This is a genomic window from Oceanobacillus timonensis (genome assembly GCF_900166635.1).
In the GTDB taxonomy this organism is placed as follows: domain Bacteria; phylum Bacillota; class Bacilli; order Bacillales; family Amphibacillaceae; genus Oceanobacillus; species Oceanobacillus timonensis.
Map to the genome: position 1 here is coordinate 1,238,466 of NZ_LT800497.1, position 20,887 is coordinate 1,259,352.

The 20,887-nt window shown below is 40.6% G+C and carries 18 protein-coding genes; 15 read left to right on the forward strand and 3 right to left on the reverse strand.

Annotated elements, in window-relative coordinates; translation table 11 throughout:
- Positions 1-199 precede the first annotated feature (199 nt).
- The 3 genes from B7E05_RS05975 to B7E05_RS05985 all read right to left on the reverse strand — a co-directional run bounded on the left by B7E05_RS05975 (position 200) and on the right by B7E05_RS05985 (position 3,100).
- Positions 200-1,066 carry a CPBP family intramembrane glutamic endopeptidase gene (locus tag B7E05_RS05975; protein ID WP_080873316.1) on the reverse strand — a complete coding sequence of 289 codons (867 nt, stop codon included), beginning with the start codon at positions 1,064-1,066 and terminating at the stop codon, positions 200-202.
- Positions 1,067-1,211: 145 nt separating this feature from the next.
- On the reverse strand, positions 1,212-1,547 hold the full coding sequence (locus tag B7E05_RS05980) for a hypothetical protein (RefSeq protein ID WP_080873317.1): 336 nt from the start codon (positions 1,545-1,547) through the stop codon (positions 1,212-1,214).
- Positions 1,548-2,308: 761 nt separating this feature from the next.
- Entirely contained in the window at positions 2,309-3,100 is a 792-nt protein-coding gene (locus B7E05_RS05985; protein ID WP_080873319.1) for a hypothetical protein, read from the reverse strand.
- A 429-nt stretch (positions 3,101-3,529) separates the two neighbouring features.
- Between B7E05_RS05985 and hprK the strand changes: the two genes are divergently transcribed.
- From hprK to whiA, 15 genes are all read left to right on the forward strand, one after another.
- Positions 3,530-4,471 carry an HPr(Ser) kinase/phosphatase gene (gene hprK / locus B7E05_RS05990; RefSeq protein ID WP_080873320.1) on the forward strand — a complete coding sequence of 314 codons (942 nt, stop codon included), beginning with the start codon at positions 3,530-3,532 and terminating at the stop codon, positions 4,469-4,471.
- Between the two features lie 15 nt (positions 4,472-4,486).
- Entirely contained in the window at positions 4,487-5,365 is an 879-nt protein-coding gene (gene lgt / locus B7E05_RS05995) for a prolipoprotein diacylglyceryl transferase (RefSeq protein ID WP_080873321.1), read from the forward strand.
- Positions 5,366-5,398: 33 nt separating this feature from the next.
- Positions 5,399-6,346, forward strand: coding sequence for a nucleoside recognition domain-containing protein (locus B7E05_RS06000; RefSeq protein ID WP_080873323.1), 948 nt, complete (start codon positions 5,399-5,401; stop codon positions 6,344-6,346).
- On the forward strand, positions 6,321-6,980 hold the full coding sequence (ppaX, locus tag B7E05_RS06005) for a pyrophosphatase PpaX (RefSeq protein WP_080873324.1): 660 nt from the start codon (positions 6,321-6,323) through the stop codon (positions 6,978-6,980). Before B7E05_RS06000 ends, ppaX begins: the two co-directional genes overlap by 26 nt.
- Complete coding sequence (locus tag B7E05_RS06010; RefSeq protein ID WP_080873325.1) at positions 6,958-7,479, forward strand: acyltransferase; 522 nt, start codon at positions 6,958-6,960, stop codon at positions 7,477-7,479. The genes ppaX and B7E05_RS06010 overlap by 23 nt, the downstream gene beginning before the upstream one ends.
- A 14-nt stretch (positions 7,480-7,493) precedes the next feature.
- A complete protein-coding gene (locus B7E05_RS06015) occupies positions 7,494-8,042 on the forward strand; it encodes a glycerol-3-phosphate responsive antiterminator (protein WP_080873327.1) in 549 nt (182 codons plus the stop codon).
- Positions 8,043-8,403: 361 nt separating this feature from the next.
- On the forward strand, positions 8,404-11,127 hold the full coding sequence (locus tag B7E05_RS06020; protein ID WP_080873328.1) for an MBL fold metallo-hydrolase: 2,724 nt from the start codon (positions 8,404-8,406) through the stop codon (positions 11,125-11,127).
- A gap of 555 nt (positions 11,128-11,682) precedes the next feature.
- Positions 11,683-12,675 (forward strand): dihydroxyacetone kinase subunit DhaK, encoded by a 993-nt coding sequence (gene dhaK, locus B7E05_RS06025; RefSeq protein WP_080873330.1) that lies wholly within the window; start codon positions 11,683-11,685, stop codon positions 12,673-12,675.
- Positions 12,676-12,702: 27 nt separating this feature from the next.
- Positions 12,703-13,311 (forward strand): dihydroxyacetone kinase subunit DhaL, encoded by a 609-nt coding sequence (dhaL, locus tag B7E05_RS06030; RefSeq protein WP_080873332.1) that lies wholly within the window; start codon positions 12,703-12,705, stop codon positions 13,309-13,311.
- A 351-nt stretch (positions 13,312-13,662) separates the two neighbouring features.
- On the forward strand, positions 13,663-15,324 hold the full coding sequence (locus tag B7E05_RS06035) for a glycerol-3-phosphate dehydrogenase/oxidase (RefSeq protein WP_080873333.1): 1,662 nt from the start codon (positions 13,663-13,665) through the stop codon (positions 15,322-15,324).
- Positions 15,325-15,500: 176 nt separating this feature from the next.
- Positions 15,501-16,502 carry a tetratricopeptide repeat protein gene (locus B7E05_RS06040; RefSeq protein WP_080873335.1) on the forward strand — a complete coding sequence of 334 codons (1,002 nt, stop codon included), beginning with the start codon at positions 15,501-15,503 and terminating at the stop codon, positions 16,500-16,502.
- Between the two features lie 83 nt (positions 16,503-16,585).
- On the forward strand, positions 16,586-17,518 hold the full coding sequence (gene trxB, locus B7E05_RS06045) for a thioredoxin-disulfide reductase (RefSeq protein ID WP_080873336.1): 933 nt from the start codon (positions 16,586-16,588) through the stop codon (positions 17,516-17,518).
- Positions 17,519-17,960: 442 nt separating this feature from the next.
- Positions 17,961-18,848 carry an RNase adapter RapZ gene (gene rapZ, locus B7E05_RS06050; protein WP_080873339.1) on the forward strand — a complete coding sequence of 296 codons (888 nt, stop codon included), beginning with the start codon at positions 17,961-17,963 and terminating at the stop codon, positions 18,846-18,848.
- A complete protein-coding gene (locus tag B7E05_RS06055; protein ID WP_080873341.1) occupies positions 18,845-19,795 on the forward strand; it encodes a gluconeogenesis factor YvcK family protein in 951 nt (316 codons plus the stop codon). Before rapZ ends, B7E05_RS06055 begins: the two co-directional genes overlap by 4 nt.
- Before the next feature lie 76 nt (positions 19,796-19,871).
- Positions 19,872-20,822 (forward strand): DNA-binding protein WhiA, encoded by a 951-nt coding sequence (whiA, locus tag B7E05_RS06060; protein WP_080873343.1) that lies wholly within the window; start codon positions 19,872-19,874, stop codon positions 20,820-20,822.
- The last annotated feature ends 65 nt before the right edge of the window (positions 20,823-20,887 follow it).

Below are 20,887 nucleotides of genomic sequence, written 5' to 3' on the forward strand. Positions count from 1 at the left end.
CGATTAATAGCCGTAGAAGTTACATATAGGATATGGCATTTGCCCATCGCAAAGGGGAAAAGGTCTATCAAAGACATATGATGATTAAAATGTAAGTTTGCCAAAAGCCACATTACTTATTCTTTTGAGAATGAATGTGTCATGTGGCTCTTTATTTTCAAAGATTACAACAATCATAAATTCATATTTTCCTAAAGTTTTATAAAGGAAGGGTATTATTTCTTTTTGCCATCCATTTTCTTATTGAAAGTAAAAAAAGTAATATAATAATCGCTCCAAATAGCATCACACCAATGATAAAGAATATGTTACTTCCATATGGGAGATTTTCCTCGAAGCTGACAATGGGCTTCGCTCCATATTCGGTAGGTATGACGAGAAATCGAGTCATTTCCAGGTATCCTAAATGAAAGCCAATGGATGCCCATAAACTTCCGGTGTATACACGAATCAAAGCTAAAGCAATCCCGAAAATAAAAAAGAGCACCAAATTAGAAATGATTGTAATACTCAAGCTGCCTATTCCAACCAATGTTTGCAGAACGGAAACACTAAAGGCGACTGCCATAAAGATCAGTGTTTGCATAATAACAGATACCCAAGTAGCAAAACGTCCTCTTAATGTATCAAAAACGAGCCCTCGTAAAGCTAACTCTTCCGGGAGTGCTTCAAAGAAAAATGCTATCATCATATTTATAACAAAAGGATAGAACCAGCTGCTCGGCGCATGCCATTGTTTAATTTCTAACCAGCCCAATGTACTTGCTGAGAATAATCCTGCGAACGCTAATCCAGTTACAAAAAAGAAACCAGTGAAAAAGTGATGACTCCTTTTAATAGAATAGGCTGGTTTTTGAGTTTGCCCTGTCTGCTTGTGAAGTTTAGCATATAAGCGCAAAATAATTGGAACGACGATAGCACTCATAACAGCTGCTTGGATAAGTTGACGAGCGTTTCCAGTAATTAAAAACTGTTCTTCAGCAATTGTTCCTGCCACTGTAGCTAAAAATAATCCTACAGTGGCTGTCGCCCATCCTCCGAGTAAGAATATGTATGTATTTTTCAATATACGTTCCTCCTGTCCTATTAGATTACGAAAATTTTATTCGTTTGTTATTATATATAATGTATATGCACACTATATATAATAACAAACGCTATATATTTTTCAACTATAATGTACAGAAAAATAATCCTTTTACTTGAGTTATTCACAAAACTAAAAAATCGTAATCTTTTTTGCCAAGTAACTCAACTTTTGCACCTAAGAATAAGCATATAAACCTTCCTGTTTCAGAATGAACATGATCTCTATTATCATGCTTGCTTCTCGTTAAATCATCCTTCGCTTTTTGAACAGGATATGGTGTATAGCTTCCGCTCCGGCCAAGCCCTCCGCTTTCCATGGGGACGGCTTCAGCTAACTTGAAAAGAAGACCGCTTTTCAAGTGGATCTTCAGCTCGCCCTGCGATGCACAAATGTTTTCGATGGGGCGAGTAAGCGCAGCCCCAGGACGTGCAAGTGCAGGCGTTGTGACAGGAGTCACGGTTTTAGCCTGCAAACCACTTAGGAGTCTACGTGGTTGGCCTGCGCTCTAATAGGATGCTACAGCGTTTGTAAGAAATAACATCCTGATGAAGTGAGATAAAATAATAGCATTCATGCAGAGAAAGAAATGCTTGCTGAACATTTTTACCATACACCACGAAAAATGTGTTCTGTCTGATCTACGTTTATTTGTTCAGCTATTTCATATATTGAACATCCCACCAAGCGGAGGCGGACCGTTTTGACTCCTGAGGGATCAGCACCCTCTGAAGATCCACTTTTGCCAAGCGCTCTTCTTGGCAAAAGTTAGCTGAAGAGCGTGCCCCTAGGAAAGCAAAACGGTCCGCCGCAGCGATCGCCTTACACTTTACCACTTTACCTTATCATTTTTGTCAATTCTTATTCTTTTGGAACGGAAGTTACTTTTTAAAGTGCGAAAATTGAGCAAGTAACAAAAAATATATAAAACTCATAAAAAAAGAACCCATTTCGGATACGGTTAAAAGTACGACCGAATAACCAGCAGAAAGGGTTCTTATAATAGGTGATTTATTGTAAATGTCGCTTGATGTCAGCGTGAAAAGGGGATGGAGTCAATCGAATGGTTTGGAGATACAATATAAAAACTTCCACAACAGGAATACCTACGCTGGGAATGCTTTTTTGCAGGGATATATGATGCAAAAGAAGCTGTTTACAAGGGGGGGTGGTTCATTCTATATGATTAAGAAAGCTAAATATTTATTTCCTGGAAACTTTTTACCGTACCCCCATAACTTGAACATACAGAGATAACAATATTTCATTTGGCAGCTTCGATTCAGCTACCTGAATATGGTGCTGCTCGCCTCTTCTATTTGTTTTTTCATCTTTGGCTAAATCAAAGTAGGTACGTTTTGCAGTAAGGAGTTCATTTTCTTCTGTATCTTGAATCTTGGTTTCCATACTAAAATAATCGCTCTGTATCGTGAATGTCTCCTCCTCGCTTGTAGTAAATATAAAATGCAAGTACTTTTTACTTCCGCCTTCTTTAAAAAATCCTTTCGACCGCAGCCTGCCGTAAAAAGTTTCATTCCAATACACATCATAATAAAATTTGGGGCGAAATATTTTATCTGGAACTACTTTCACTGTATTCTGATCGGAATTGACTGTAGTTCCTGATGATGCCGGAAGAACTTGAAAAAGAGTAAGAAATTTATACCACAGATTTTTAAAATACAATTGAAATGTAAAATCATGATCGCCCTTTATCATACTAGGCATTTTATCAAAAAGCCTAGTAAACGGCATTTGATAAAAATAATCGCTTTCTGTTGTATCAAGCTCTCTGTCCATATCAAATGATTCTTGTGAGATTTTCCAAAACCTCTCTTGTTGTTTCTTTCTCAAAAAATAAAAGGCAATTAAAGAAATGGTAGCAACTCCCCACAATAACCAAATAACGCCTAACCGATTACCAAAAAAAGTTTCCCCATTTTGGACATAGTGTACGGTTTCAATGATGTTTAAAATGCCAATAACTACAAATATAAATAAGGATTGAAACATACATACGATCCTCCCTTAGTTCGTGTTCTTTATTTTCTGTTCCTTTCAGATTCATTCATACCATTCTCATAGATACGTTTATTTACCCATTTCCCTTGATGTATACAAATGTAAACTAGAAGAGAGGCTTATTTATTAACCGAAGTATTATTAATCTTCCGGTCAACTGTCCTTTATTCATGAAATACGGTGCAGCGTTCCTCAAAATAACAAATGCTTTTCCGTATGAAAGTCCAACAAATTTGAAAGAATGTATGATTATGATACTCAAAAAAGGAAAATCCCAAAATCATTATAAGGAAATGATTGCGTGTATGATAAAAAGGAACCACATTTTATGAAGTTGTAAAAAACTTCAACCCTACGCTTTTTAAAAGGATTATGCTAAAATGTATAACAGTTAGCTTTGATAAAGAAAGGAGCTTCATCATGGTTTCAACCGTCTGTACACAAGATTTATTGGACAGGTTTCATTTACAACTGGTAGCAGGGGAAGAAGGCGTTCACCGCGAGATTATAACCAGTGATATTTCACGTCCAGGATTAGAAATGACGGGCTTTTTTGATTATTATCCAAGAGAACGTCTGCAATTGATCGGAAAGACAGAATTAGCATACTTTCTGGGTTTGAATGCAGCAGAAAGACAGCAGCGTGCTGAAAATCTATGTACGGATGTAACGCCGGGAATTATTATTTCCCGCGGGATGGATGTACCGGAAGAATTCATTGAAGCCTCTAAGAATTCCGGCGTGCCGATTATCCAATCGCCACGGACAACAACACGGGTTTTAAGCCGTTTAACCAATTACTTAGAATCTAAATTTGCACCATTTACAGCGATACATGGTGTTTTAGTCGATATTTATGGTGTCGGTGTCTTAATTATCGGGCAGAGCGGTGTTGGTAAAAGTGAGACAGCGCTTGAATTAGTCAAACGCGGGCACCGCCTGGTTGCGGATGATAATGTAGAGATCCGTCAAGAGGATTATGAGAATCTGATTGGCAATGCGCCAGCACTTATTGAACATTTACTGGAAATACGGGGATTGGGAATCATCAATGTGATGACATTATTTGGTGCGAGCTCTATCCGCAGTAAAAAAAAGATTTCCATGGTGATTCAATTGGAAAATTGGGACGAGGAGAAACAGTATGACCGTTTAGGTTTAGATGAAGAAACCATGAAGATTATGGATGTTCATTTGCCGCAAGCGACTATCCCGGTCAGACCAGGGAGAAACCTTGCTGTTATTATTGAAGTGGCAGCTATGAATTTCCGTTTGAAACGCATGGGTGTGAATACAGCTGAAGAATTCTCGGATCGTTTAACAAAAATGATTGAACAAGGTGATTTGGAATCGCCACAATAGGAGGTAGGGATATTGATGACTGGGACAGGAGCTCCTATTGATCGGGTATTTTTAGAACTTGGACCGTTAACAATCTACTGGTACGGTATTATCATTGCAGTCGGTGCTGTATTGGCTGTTTATTTAGCGACGAGAGAAGCAGAAAGAGTCGGACTTGGTAAAGAAACCGTTATGGATTTCATTATATTTGCTGTGCCGATTGCGATTATTTCAGCAAGAATTTATTATGTGATTTTTGAATTTGATCAATATGCGAATGGCCCTCTTTGGAAAATGATAGCCGTCTGGGAAGGCGGAATTGCTATCCATGGAGCAGTTATCGGCGGGGTCATTACCGCCATTGTTTTTACAAAAGTCAAGAAAATTTCTTTTTGGCGGCTGGCCGATGTGATTGCGCCGAGTTTAATATTAGGGCAGGCGATTGGACGCTGGGGGAATTTTGTAAATCAGGAAGCGCATGGCGGCCCGATTTCGGAAGCGGCCTATGAAAGCTTTCATCAGTATTTGCCGGATTTTATTATGAACCAGATGGTGATTGACGGCGTCATGTATCACCCAACGTTTTTATATGAATCTGCCTGGAATTTTCTTATCTTTTTCGGACTGTTATTGTTCCGCAGAACGAATCCGAAACGTGGCATGGTATTTTTAACATATGCAATCACGTATTCGATTGGCCGGTTCTTTATAGAAGGTCTGCGGACAGATAGTTTATATATTATTGGAGAACTTAGAACGGCACAGGTTGTGTCTATCTTAACGATTATAGCAGGAGTTATCATCATGCTGTACTTGATAAAGACATCGAATGTCCGTTACTTGGATAGACCTGGGAAAAAGAAATCGTCCAAGCAGGGAACTACAAATAAGCGTAAAAAGAAGAAAAAGAAATAAAAGGATTGTATGAAGTGGAAATGAGGGAAGAAGATGCGAGGCATGCTTTACAGGGGATTGATGCAGGGTTTAAAGACCACCCTGTCCCTGGGGAAAGTTATTTTTCCGATTACATTAATAATAACCATATTGCAATTCACGCCGGTTTTCCCCTGGTTTATGAATATCATATCACCGCTTATGGGATTATTCGGTTTGTCAGCTGAAGCTGCTGTTCCACTTGTTTTAGGGAATAGTTTAAATTTATATGCCGGTATCGCAGCGATTATTTCTTTTGATTTTACCGTCAAAGAAGTATTTATTATGGCTGTTATGCTGTCCTTTTCCCATAACCTTTTTATCGAATCTGCTGTAGCGACAAGGGTAGGTGTCAAATGGTGGATTATTGTCGGAATACGCGTTGGACTTGCTGCGCTGTCCGGACTGGTTATCAATCTATTCTGGAATGGCGGAGGAGAGCTCGCTCAATACGGGTTTATTTCCGGTGATGACGTGGTTTTAAATAACTGGTGGGAAATTGGGCTTCACGGTGCACAGTCCGCTGTGATAGCGATTGTGCAGTTAGCTTGTATTGTTATTCCATTGATGATGATTATGCAGTTGATGCGGGAGCTGGGCTGGATGCATGCGATATCCGAAAAAATGGCTCCTTTGATGAAGTTGCTTGGCATGGATAAGCGCGCTTCGATGACAATGGTTGCAGGGCTTACAATTGGTCTTGCTTATGGAGCCGGCTTAATGATGCAGGCAGTGAAAGAAGATAATGTGCCGAAGAAGGATATGTACTTGGCATTAATTTTTCTAGTATCCTGTCACGCGGTCGTCGAAGATACGCTTGTCTTTATTCCGCTGGGAATTCCGGTCTGGCCTTTATTGATCATACGGTTAACAGTAGCGATTATTTTAACGATAACCATTGCTTATTTTTGGAAGAAAGAAGAAAGGAAAATGCATCATGAACATTCGTACCATTCTGTTTGATTTAGACGGCACATTAATCAATACGAACGAGCTGATTCGAGCTTCGTTTGAGCATACATTTGATACTTTTGACATGCATTTCACTCCGGAAGAAATCAAAAATTTGAATGGTCCGCCGCTTCAGGAGACATTTTATGATATTAATCCGGAACTGTCAGAACAAATGGTATCCGTATACCGGGAATTTAATATGGGAGAGCATGATCGGTATGTCGAAGCTTTCCCGGATGTTTACGAGACGATAAACAAGCTGTATGATAAGGGAATCACACTGGGTATTGTAAGTACCAAAATCAAGAAAACAGTCATGATGGGGTTGGAATTGACTGGATTGACGGATTTCTTTTCAGTCATTATTACGTACGATGATGTGGTTCATAAAAAGCCGGACCCGGAACCAGTGGAAAAAGCAATACGATTGCTTGATGCAACTCCGGAGACAACGCTGATGGTGGGTGACAATTTCCATGATATTGTTTCCGGGCAGCGGGCAGGAACACAAACGGCTGCGGTCAGCTGGTCTGAAAAAACAGAGGACTTTTTAAAAAACTATCATCCAACCTATTATTTGGATACGATGCAGGATCTATTAACAGTGGCAGGTGAACGTCATGCGGAGAACAGAGAGGTATAAAGTAGATTCGAAAGCAAACTCTCTATGGCAAATGTACAGTACGGTGTCCTTTTTGAAAATCGTGAAAAATTTTGCGGTGATTCAGATAGCGCGTTACACACCTTTTTTACAGATGAAAAATTGGATGTATCGGCATCTTCTGCATATGAAGGTAGGGGACCGTACGTCATTTGCTTTAATGGCGATGCCTGATTCGATGTTCCCGGAGAAAATAAAAGTTGGGAATAATAGCATTATCGGTTATAATACCACGATTTTAGCGCATGAATATTTAATAACAGAATATCGTCTCGGAGAAGTGCATATCGGCGATGAGGTGATGATCGGTGCCAACTCCACGATATTACCGGGTGTGCATATCGGGGACGGGGCCATTGTGTCTGCTGCGACACTGGTTCATAAAGATGTTCCTGCCGGAGCTTTTGCCGGTGGAAATCCGATGCAAATTATTTATACAAAAGAAGAAATGGAATCAAGAAAATGGCCGGATGCGGATTAAGGGAGGAAATGCTTATGCAATTATTTACCGGCGTGTTGCCTGCTGTGCGGCGCATGAAGGATTTTGAAAAGGCGTTAACAAGCCACCATGAATATATTATTATTTTAGAGTCAAGATTAGTTCAGCTGAAGAGCATGATTGATTATAGCCATCGTGCCAATAAGAAAGTATTGGTCCATTTTGATTTGATTCAAGGATTAAAAGCGGATGAGTATGGAGTAGAATTTCTGTACCGGGAAATGAAGCCGGATGGCATCTTAACGACGCGCGGGAATGTGATTGCTGCTGCTAAAAAGCATCAGCTGCTTGCCATCCAGCGTGTATTTGTATTGGACAGCGCTGCTTTGGAGCAAAGTGTGAAACTGATCCAAAGGTTCGAGCCGGATTACGTTGAAATCTTACCCGGGCTGTTGCCGGAAGTGGTCAAAGAGATTGCAGATGGAATAGAAATTCCTGTGATTGCCGGGGGATTAATCAAAGAAGTTGATGATGTCACTAAAGCGCTTGATGCAGGAGCTGTGGCTGTCTCTACTTCCAGCCGGAAGCTTTGGAATAAAGAATAATGGATAACAATCACGCAGGCTTACTATTTAACCTATTGAAACACAAGCAAATCCTTTACATTGGGTAGAGGGTGTTGTCTGTGTTTTTTTAATGCATTCATTCTTCTGAACAGGTGTCTAATGGTGACGCCTCTTTACTGTCTCTTCAATTATAATCTTCCATCTGTTCATTAACAGGTATCTTCGTATCTCAAATAGTATGGAACATCCACAAGAAAAATTCCTGAACCACATGTTATAATAAATCCATAAATAAGAAATAGCAGAGTTGGGACAAAGAGCCTGTCTCCATATTCGGATAATGTCGGATACGGAGAAATAGAGGACTCGGGGATAAACATGTCCTAAAAGAGGTGATTAAATGAAAGTAACAGTTTTAGGAGGCGGAAGTGAAATTGGCGCTTCCTGTTTACATATTCAATTTGAACGGACGTGTATTTTGATTGACGCAGGGATGCGAATGCGCGGCGATGATGTACTTCCGATGTTCGGTATGCTGGAAGAGTTGGGGAAACCGGATGCAATTCTGGTAACACATGCGCATGCGGATCATATTGGTGCGCTTCCGGTTGTTCATGCAATGTATCCGGACATTCCTGTGTTTCAGACCCCGCCGACCGCTGATTTAATGCAAATTATGATGAAAGATGCTTATAAAATTTTGACGGAGCAAAGCCGGTTAAATGAAAAATTACTGCCTTACACCGAAGAACAAATGGAGACACTGCTTCAGGAACTGCGAATGTTTCCGGCTAACGGGGTACTGCATATAGGTGATATCAAAATTACGGCATATCGGGCAGGCCATATTATTGGAGCAGTAATGTTTGCACTGGAGGCGAATGGCGAAAGGATACTTGTAACAGGCGATCTGTCTTTCAGCGGAGGTCGGACAATTCCTGGTGCAAAGGTTGCAAACCAGTTGAATCCAGATGTAATGGTGATGGAATCAACCTATGGCAACCGGCTGCATACGGATCGTAATACAGAAGAAAAACGCCTTGCCGAACATGTAGCAGCAACGATTCAAAATGGCGGATTTGCGCTTATCCCTGCTTTTGCGTTAGGGCGCGGTCAGGAGGTACTGCTCGTCCTGCAGGATTATATGGATAAAGGATTGATTCCGGCATTTCCGATTTATGTGGATGGGTTGGTTACACCGGTATGCCGGATTTACCGTAAATATCCACATTATTTGAAGGGTCCGGTTTCTCATCGCATAAGAACTGCCGGTGATGCTTTTTTGACAGAGGGACGTTGTATCGCCGTGAAAGCGGACGATCGGAAATCCATTGTAAATGGAAAGCCTGCCTGTATAGTTGCTTCATCCGGAATGCTGACCGGCGGTGCCAGTGCATGGTATGCCAAGCATTTGGTGGAGGATAAAAAGAATGCCATTTATCTGACCGGGTACCAGGACGAAGAGAGTCCGGGCAAAAAACTGCTTGCGCTGGCAGAGGGAACAGAAGATATGCTCGATATTGACGGAACAAGCTATCAAGTCCATTGCAATGTCGCTAAATTTGGGTTGTCTGCGCATGCGGATGCCAGTGAAATGACGCGTTTTGTGGAAGCGATGAATCCGACGTATACCCTGTTGGTGCACGGGGATGAAGAAGCGCGGCATTCATTAGCTGATAAAATACACCCCAGATTCCATCCCATGCTGTCCGAGAACGGAGAGACCTATCCGTTTACAAAACGAAAGGATGGGAAAGGGGTTGTTGGTAAACGGTATAAGCGGAACAACGAGCAGGAGCGGCTCCGGAATTATATCGGCTCTGCTTTGCTTTATCAAAAAGAAGCTGGTAAGCCGTTTAAATTTGGCCTCTGCCAAAATGTACACCCTAAGATTGCCACACTGCACTGTGAGACACCTAAAGGCAAAATGGATAAAGTAGGAGCCGGTCAGGTAGCGGAAACACTTGGACCCTGGAGTGAATCCATAGATACATTTGCGGAGGCAGCAGTCGATGTGCTGACATATAGCCGCCCGTATTTAGAAGAGATCAATTGGGATTTGCTTCCAGATTATACGCTATCATTACAAGAAATTTTTGAGCACTTGCAAATCAAGGAACCTCGTAAGCAATTTGCTGTTGCGCTTGCTTTACAAAGTATTCCTTTAGAGCATCGGTATGTGGATATCGAAGGACGGATCGGTTATCAATTAAATAAAACGTTACGCTTTCAATTAAGCAATTTCGATTTACCGATACAAGCAATCAAAATGGATGCGAATCACAGTATGGACTATATTCGCTCGTATTTTGACGGACATCCGCGTTTTCTTCGGTGTGGTGTGCAGGAAATGGGGACGGAAAACGAACATATTCTTTTGTCTTTTGACTTTCCGGACAGCATTTCCGAAGCGGAACAGAAACAAATACGTCAAGATATAAAAAATGGAACAGGCTGGAATGTTGTATTTTCGGCAGCCGTCCGGCATGAAGCTTTTCAACCGTTGATTGCTTCTTTACTGGAGAAACCGGTGGAGATGCCATCTGTTCATTTGCATAATCGGATTGTTGTAACGAAAGAGAGTAAGCCGGAAAACAGCCGGGCAATGACAGACCAATTTCAAAAAATAACTGGATTTTCGCTGCAATTCGGGGATGAAGATGTGTCACCTCATACGCAAACGGGCGAATCGGATCCGTTTACAGCAGCATCCGGGGTGGAACCAATGGAAAATAATCAAGCCATTGCAGTCGCAAAACAATATGCGAAGACACATGGCGTGCATATTTATAAGACCAGTATGAAAACATGGCATGGACAGCCGGTGATGGAGGTCCATTTTATAACCCCGCAAGTGGCATCACGCTACAGTAATATGCTGCAAGAATTGAGCAATGAAATTGGCATGGCGGTTCAATACGCCAAGCAGCCGAAGCAGAATGAAGTCTTGCGGGTTACGAAAGAGAATATCCCGCACGAATGGGAAATGAAAGGCAATCCATCTATTCATATGGACACAGGTTTTGTATCTGTGAAAGTCAGGAATGAACCAGCAGCAGAAGCGGCAGCGGAGATAAATGAAAAGATTATGAAAGAGACAGGTTACCGGTTGGAAGTGAAATAGAAAATCGGGAAGTATCTTGGCTGCAGTTGTCAGAAGTCGCGTGGAGTTATCTTGGATAGGTGAACAGAAGTATAGAGTCACAAACCGCCTATGAAACAGGTGGTTTGTGGTCTAAACGAAGAAAGTCCGCATGAAAATGTTTATAAAGCGTATCAATGCAAAATGAAGCACAAGATTGACAACGCTTGCGTATTACTTTAACCTGTATGTAAATGAATCGTGGTGGAGACAAAGAGCCTGCGCAAACATGTACCAGAATGACATTGGTGCTATTTGTAGCTGGCTTTTTTTATAATCTGTGTCTTTTTTCTGTCTGCTGCGTCGCAGGTTTTATTTTTATCTAATATGTCAATAACATAATAGGGCCTGATTGCAGGAATAAAGAATAAGCTGCGTGACATATCGTTAAACTATTTCATTATGTATTTTCAAAAAAAGGTTGGGAATCCGTATAAGCTTAAGTGAAGCAGTCGGCATGAACGCAAGGAATCAATTTGCATTTTTTACGATAGATACCGGAATTGATTCAATTCATTAACATCTGGAGGGGTAGAAATGAAGAAAGTAATTAATCAGCCAAGCAATGTAATAGAAGACATGGTAAAAGGAATGGCGCTGGCAAACGAAGAACAGTGGATGCAGGTCGAAGGTACAAATGTCATCCGCCGTAAAGAGCTGTCCCCTGGTAAAGTTGGTATTGTCAGCGGTGGCGGCAGCGGTCATGAACCAGCTCATGCCGGCTATGTCGGAAAAGGAATGCTGGATGCAGCAGTTGTTGGGGAAGTTTTCACCTCTCCGACACCAGACCAGATTTTTGAGGCCATTAAAGCAGTCGACCAAGGAAATGGCGTTTTACTGGTTGTTAAAAATTACACGGGCGATGTATTAAATTTTGAAATGGCCGGTGAATTAGCGGAAGCAGAAGATATTCGTGTAGAGCAAGTGATTGTGAATGATGATATTGCCGTGAAAGACAGTGAAAATACCATTGGGCGCCGCGGGGTTGCCGGTACGGTATTTGTGCATAAAGCAGCTGGGGCAAAAGCAGAACAGGGCGCCTCCTTAGATGAGGTAAAAGCAGCTGCGGAAAAGACGATTGAACAGGTTCGTTCCATGGGAATGGCGCTTACACCTTGTACGGTACCGGATGCAGGTAAACCAAGCTTCGAGTTAGATGAAGATGAAATGGAAATAGGAATTGGTATCCATGGCGAAGCGGGAACGGAGCGGAAACAGATTGCTTCAGCGAAAGAAATTGCGAATGAATTAACCAATCATATTATCGAGGATGCCGATTTATCAGCAGGCGATGAAGTTGTCGTTATGATTAATGGAATGGGTTCTACGCCGGAAATGGAATTATTTATTGTGAATGGGCATGTGAATGATTTGCTTAAAGAAAAACAAATTTCCATTCATGATACGTATGTCGGTGAATTTATGACATCCCTTGAGATGGCCGGTTTCTCCATTACATTATTAAAAGTGGATACAGAAATGAAACAGCTGTTAGCAGAAGCAAGTGAAGCTGTTGCATTCCGGGTATAAAAGGACGTTCAAAAAGGAGATGTGATCATGTTAACAATACAAAAAGCCCAGGATTGGATGAAAAAAACAAACGAATATATGCAAGATAATAAAACCTATCTAACGGAGCTCGACCAGGCCATTGGAGACAGCGACCATGGGATTAATATGTCCAGAGGTTTTCAGGAAGTGGACAAAAAGCTGGAGGAATCTACGTATGATGACGTGTCCGCTTTATTAAAAGACGTTGCTATGACCTTGATGTCTAAAGTAGGCGGCGCATCCGGTCCGCTTTATGGCACGGCATTCTTAAAAATGTCGATGGCCGTAAAAGGAAAAGACACAATAGATCAAGACGCTATAGCAGCAGGTTTGGAGGCGGCTGCACAAGGTATTCAGCAGCGGGGGAAATCGACTACCGGCGAAAAAACAATGGTGGATGTATGGGAACCGCTTGCTTCCTGGTGGAAAGAACAGGATGAAATCAGTGCAGAAAAATTAGAAACAACTGCAAAAGAAGCAATGGAATCTACTGAGCAGATGGAGGCCACAAAAGGCAGAGCATCTTATTTCAAGGAAAAATCGGTTGGACATATCGATCCGGGATCTGTTTCCAGCTACTATATATTTAAAGCATTGGCAGAAGTTTTGTCATAGTCCTGCTGTATGTGGGTTTTTGGCAGTTTTTACGCCAGCACACCCAGCATACCGAACGATACGAATAAAAATCCGTTCATCAATCAAAAAGCTATACAACATATATAAGATATGTTAGGATATAAAATGAAGTTAATAGAAACGGACGGAGAAATGATGGAGAGGCCGCGGGACTACCGGTATTTTTTAATACTGGTGATCTTGTGGTCTTTTTTTATTTATCTGAGGTAGATAACAGATGCAAAATAAAACAAAGGCTGTTCAGGTAATCAACTTTTCTTATGCTTTCAGATGCATAACCGTCTTTAAATAGGGAATAAGAAACTATAGATAATTATAGGAGTGGAGTTTATGAGTGAATTTTCAGGTAAGCAACGCAAAGAAGTACTGGAAACGCTGGAAAGTGAAGAACTTGATTTATTAGTGATTGGTGGAGGTATTACCGGTGCCGGTATTTCATTAGATGCTGCTACAAGAGGTTTGCGCACAGGTCTTATTGAAATGCAGGATTTCGCAGCTGGTACGTCCAGCCGTTCTACTAAATTAGTACATGGCGGTTTGCGCTATTTACAGCAGTTTGAGGTGAAAATGGTTGCTGAAGTAGGGAAAGAACGTGCAGTTGTTTATGAAAATGGACCGCATGTTACCACGCCGGAGTGGATGCTGTTACCGTTTCATAAAGGCAGCAATTTAGGACCATTGACATCCAATATTGGTTTACGTGTCTATGACTTTTTGGCAGGTGTTAAAAAATCAGAACGCCGTAAAATGTTAAAACCGGCTGAAGTATTAAAACGCGAACCACTTGTCAAAAAAGATGAGCTTCGAGGCGGCGGTTTTTATGTTGAATATAAAACAGATGACGCGCGTTTAACGGTTGAAGTGTTGAAAAAAGCAGTTGAACACGATGTAAAAGCAGTAAACTATACCAAAGCAGTTGAATTCATTTATGAAGATGGAAAAGTGATTGGTGTAGTTGCAGAAAATCAAATCACAAAAGAACAGCATAAAATCTATGCGAAAAAAATCATTAACGCCGGCGGTCCATGGGTAGATGATGTCCGTGAACTGGATGGTTCGAAAAAAGGAAAAACACTTCATTTAACAAAAGGTGTCCATCTCGTATTTGATGAATCCGTATTTCCGCTTAAACAGGCTGTCTATTTCGATACGCCGGATGGCCGGATGGTATTTGCTATTCCGCGCGGTGGTAAAACGTATGTTGGTACAACGGATACTGACTATCAAGGAAATATTGCACATCCAACCATGACAGAAAAAGATCGGGATTATATCTTAAATGCGATTAATTATATGTTCCCTTCTGTCGGCATTGATGCAAGTAAAGTTGAATCTAGCTGGGCTGGGTTGCGACCTTTAATTGCAGAAGAAGGTACAGACAATCCGAGCGAAATTTCCCGTAAAGATGAAGTTTTCCAATCGGATTCCGGATTGCTTTCCATGGCAGGCGGAAAATTAACTGGATACCGTAAAATGGGTGAGCAAGTTGTGAATACGGTAGCCAAACAGTTAAAAGAAGAAGAAGGCATTTTATATACCGAAAGCCAGACGAAACATCTGCCTATTTCCGGTGGTGAAGTCGGCGGATCAAAAGGCTTTAAGAAATTTAAAGAAGAAAAAGTGAAAGAAGGCGTCAGCCTTGGCTTAACAGAAGACGAAGCTGCAGAGCTTACCCAGCGTTATGGTTCCAATGTAGAAAAAGTCTTCACACTTTATAAAGACAATAAAGAAGCTGCGAAAAAAGAAAATATTGAACCGGCTGTTTTTGCACAAGTATTATACGCAATCAATGATGAAATGGCGTATAAAGCAGTTGACTTCTTTATCCGTCGTTCCGGTGCATTGTTCTTTAATCGTCCATGGGTAGAGACACATATGGACACCGTGCTTCCATTTATGGAAAAAGAACTTGGCTGGACAAAAGACGAAGCAGCAGCATACCGAAAAGAACTGGAACAATTATTATACGAAACCACTCATCCAGATAAATAAAAAAGAGTGAAAATCAAACATAAGATGCATGTGCAAATCCCTTTTTGCCATGCGTCTTATTTTTTGATATCTATATGTGTTCAAGGTTTCACTATATAAATAAACAACAAACGTAGGAATATGCTATATTTTATGATATACTTTTTTCGACTTGTCTTTAAGAACGGGGGAGATGCATGTTAAAAGGGAAAAGAAATAAAGCAAAAACGAATAATAACGTAACCCCATTCATTCCAGAAGGCGACTTTTATTATACAAAAGGTGTCGAAGCATTTAAGAAAAGAAAGTTTGACATTGCGATTAAATGGATTCAAAAAGCAATTGAAGCCAAACCTTATTTTCCTTTATATAAATGTCAACTGTCCGTCATTTATACAGAAATTGGTGCTTACCACCAAGCCAATCAGCTGCTGACAGATGTTTTGCAGACAGGGGAGTATGTGGATTGTTATTATTTAGCTGCGAATAACTATGCGCATCTTGGATTGCTTCAAGATGCTAAAAAGTATGCACAATTGTATCTGGATAAGAAGCCGGAAGGGGATTTCAGCAACGATGCTGCACAGTTGCTCGACTTTATCAAAATGGAAGATGAAGAAGAAGAAAACTTGGCTCTGGAGGATGAGGATGAACTGATTATTTTGCAGGAAACGGCCTTTTACCATATTGAAAATGAGGAGTGGGAAACAGCCATTCCTGTTATTGAAGAGATTATGGAACATTTTCCAGAACAAAAGCTGGCAGTCCACGATTATGCACAGGCTCTGTTTTATACCGGTAAAAAAGAAGAAGCGATGCATATTGAAGAGGATTTGCTGGAAGAAGAACCAAATAATTTACACAGCCATTTAAATTTAGCGTTGTTTTATTATGAAACAGAAGACCCCGCCTATCAGAAACATATTCAAATCATAAACAATATCTATCCAATGCATGAGGAACAAAAGCTGCGGATTGCTGAAGTGTTTGCGAAAACAGCTAATTATACATTAGCGTATGAGCGGTATCAAAATGTTTCTTTAGAGCAGGCTAAAAGGAGAATATCCTATTATAAATGGTTTAGCGTAACAGCTTATAAAACAGGGAACCCGAGCAAAGCGTTGCGTTTATGGGAAGAAGGCTTAAAGCGGCACCCGAAGTTATCAGAAGAAGAAGGGCCTTGGGCGTTAAAGAAGTGAGCAAAAAGATAGACGTTATATCTTAATTTCATTACACTATACGATGGAATTAGAATATTATAAGGATAAAGGGGCGATACGGAATGTCCGAAGAGAAAATATATGATGTAATTATTGCCGGAGCTGGACCAGCTGGCATGACAGCCGCTGTTTATGCTTCCCGTGCAAATTTAGATACACTGATGCTTGAGCGCGGTATACCAGGCGGTCAAGTAGCAAACACAGAAGATGTAGAAAATTATCCCGGATTTGATCATATTTTAGGACCGGATTTGTCGAATAAAATGTTTGATCACGCTAAAAAATTTGGTGCGGAATATGCTTATGGAGATATTAAATCCATTGAAGATCATGGTCATTATAAAACCATCTATGCCGGAAAGAAGGTATTTCATACCAAAGCTTTTATTATTGCAACAGGTGCACAATATAAAAAACTTGGCATCCCGGGTGAAGAAGAGCTTGGTGGACGCGGCGTTTCCTACTGTGCAGTTTGTGACGGTGCTTTCTTTAAAAACAAAGAACTCCTTGTTGTCGGAGGTGGAGACTCTGCTGTCGAAGAAGGGGTTTATTTAACCAGATTTGCAAGCAAAGTAACCATTGTTCACCGCCGTGACGAATTGCGTGCGCAGCGCATTTTGCAAGATCGTGCTTTTAATAATGAAAAAATTGAATTTATCTGGGATACGGTACCTGAAAAAATTAACGGTCCAGAAGGAAAAGTCAGCAGTATCTCTTTAAAAAATGTCAAAACAGACGAAGTATATGATTTCCCGGCAAACGGTGTGTTTGTTTATATCGGTATGCTTCCTTTAAATGATCCATTTACTGACTTAGGAATTACAGATGAAGAAGGATATATTCCTACGTCTGAAAACATGGAAACAAAAATCCCTGGCATCTTTGCAGCTGGAGATATCCGTGCAAAAGACCTCAGACAAATTGTTACAGCTACAGGTGATGGAAGTATCGCAGCTGAAACTGCAATTAAATATGTAGAAACGTTAGAAGATTAATTCATATAATTGTCGTTTTTTAGGTGGTAACTGATTCGAAAGTTATTGAATTTTGTCGAATCAGCCGGGTGCTTCCGTCTATGGATGTGATTTGTATAAAAAAATTAATCTCCGGTAATTGCATCTTAACCTTGTTGTAACACGCATGAAACACAAAAAGGGTATTATAGAATTAACTAATTGACCCCCTTTTAATAGATAGATTAGTTTTGGGACAGGTGACTCACCTGTCCATTTTTTTATATAAAAATAGATCAACGAAAAGAAGAATAATCTTCTCTGTATGCTCCGGGAATATACGATGTTTTCTTTGCATCTGTATAAGGAAGGGAAAGGGAACTGGCCCAATAGCTTGGCGAATGTGATATTTTCTAATATAATATAAAGCAGATATATATAAGTACAGTTGTTTGTTGGAAGAGGTTGGAAAGGGGAGAGTTTAGTGAAACAGGAAAAAGAAACAAAACTCGTTATTATTACGGGGATGTCAGGAGCTGGGAAAACAGTTGCGGTACAAAGTTTTGAAGATCTAGGTTATTATTGTGTAGATAACCTGCCTCCTGCACTTCTTCCCAAATTTTTAGAATTAATGAAAGATGCTTCCAATACCATTCAAAAAGTGGCACTTGTCATGGATCTCAGAGGAAGAGAATTTTTTGATTCCTTGTATAAGGCTTTAGACGCGATTAGCCATAAACCATGGATTCAGAGCCATATTTTATTTTTAGATGCTACGGATGAAACATTGGTGTCCAGATATAAAGAAACAAGACGTTCCCATCCTTTAGCGGTTGGCGGACTCCCCTTAAATGGAATCCACCAGGAGCGAGTTATTATAGATGAATTACGCGGCCGTTCCCAACGGATTATTGATACATCCGATTTGAAGCCGAGAGATTTACGTGAGAGAATTCTCCAATTATACAAGGAAGAAATACAGGAAGTGTTTTCTGTCCACTTCGTATCGTTTGGATTTAAATATGGTATTCCGATTGATGCCGATTTGGTTTTTGATGTCCGTTTTTTACCGAATCCACATTATGTATCTGCGCTCAAGCCTTTAACAGGTTTAAATCAGGAAGTAGATTCCTATGTGTTTAAATGGTCGGATACACAGTTGTTTACGGAGAAATTAAATGACTTATTCCGTTTCATGTTTCCGCAGTATAAAAAAGAAGGGAAATCGCAATTAGTCATTGCAATTGGCTGTACAGGAGGACAACACCGTTCCGTTGCTCTAGCGGAGTATTTTTCCAAGCAATTCAGTGATGATTATATTACCCATGTCTCCCACAGGGATATTGAAAAGAGAAAGGTTCCATCATCATGAGTGATGTTCCCAAAATAACAGCTATTGGCGGAGGAACAGGAATGCCGGTTTTGCTTCGGGGATTAAAAGATTTGCCGGTGGATTTAACAGCCATCGTCACCGTTGCAGATGATGGCGGCAGTACAGGAAGAATTCGTTCCGAGATGGAAATGCCTGCACCTGGAGATATCCGAAATGTGATTGCAGCGCTATCGGATGCAGAACCGATGCTGTTAGAGCTATTCCAGCACCGGTTTCAACAGGGAAACGGACTGACAGGTCATTCATTGGGGAATTTATTACTGGCGGCCATGACATCGATGACCGGTAACTTTAACCAAGGCATCAAAGAAATTTCACGGGTTTTGAATGTGAAAGGGAACATCTATCCGATATCGAATGAAAATATGTCTTTACATGCGATTATGGAAGATGGAGAGATTGTCCATGGTGAATCGAATATTCCACTGTCCGGAAAAAGGATTAAGCGTGTCTTTTTAGAGCCGCAGCCTCTGCAGCCGTTGCCTAACGCTGTAGAATCGATTCAAAAGGCAGACTTGATTGTTATTTCCCCAGGAAGCCTCTATACTTCCATCATGCCAAATTTAATTGTGCCGGAAGTGAAGGAAGCATTATTAAATACAGAAGCAAAGATTGTATATGTTTGTAATATCATGACCCAGGACGGAGAAACAACCAATTATTCTGCAGCAGACCATGTACAGGCGATCCATGATCATGTAGGTGATAATTGTATTGATTATGTGATCGTCCACAATCAGCCGATAGACGCGGAAACACAGGAAATTTATAAAGAAGAGAAAGCAGTACCCGTAGAAGCGGATATTGCCCGTTTAAAAACGATGGATGTAGAAGTCTTTCCCGGAAATATTGTCGTGAAGCATAAAGATGGAACACTCCGTCATAATAATGATAAAATAGCTGAGATGCTTTATCGGTTTTTATAGTATTTAGAGTGGGGCAGCATACATACCCCGCTCTTTGAAGTTTTAAAGTGCTCAAAAGGGGAAGGAGTGTGATACGATGTCCTTCGCATCAGATATCAAGAAAGAGCTAACCGCTATTCAATCGGATTCTTGCTGTCAGTTTGCTGAGCTGGCTGCACTTGTCCGAATGAATGGCGTTATTTCTATATCAAAGCAAGGTTACGGATTGGATGTCCAGACGGAAAACGCAGCAATTGCAAGGCGTATCTACACATTAATCAAACAAAATTATACGTTGCCGGTAGAACTTCTGGTACGGAAAAAAATGAAATTAAAAAAGAATAATGTTTATATCGTCCGTATGAAAGACGGCGTACAATCCTTATTAGAGGATTTAGATTTAATCAAAAATCAGTATCAAATCACCCGGTCTATTTCCAAAAAATATGTCGATAAAGATTGTTGTCGAAAAGCCTATCTTCGTGGAGCTTTTCTGGCTGGCGGGTCGATGAATAACCCGGAGACATCCTCCTATCATTTGGAGATTTTCAATTATTACGAGGAACATGCAGAAGCATTGAAATCCATACTCAATGAATATGATTTACATGCCAGAACGTTAGAGCGAAAAAACGGACATATTGTATATATGAAAGAAGCGGAGAAAATTACTGCTTTTTTAGGCGTTATTGGAGCCCATCAGGCGTTATTAAAATTTGAGGATGTACGTATTGTCCGTGATATGAGAAACTCTGTCAACAGGCTGGTCAATTGTGAAACGGCGAATTTAAATAAAACGATTGGTGCCGCTTTCCGCCAAGTTGAAAACATTAAATTGATTGAACGGACAGTTGGATTGGAACAACTGCCGGAGAAATTACAAGAGATAGCTAAGCTGCGGGTGCAGTATGAAGAGGTTTCGTTAAAGGAATTAGGTGAATTTGTCAGCAGTGGAAAAATTTCGAAATCAGGTGTGAACCATCGCTTGAAAAAAATTGATGAATTTGCAGAAAAGATCAGGCAAGGAGATTTCCAGCTTGGTAATTAATGCTAGTATCCGCAGAATATGATATAATGCAAAGAACAACACAATAACCATCGCACATAGTCAAT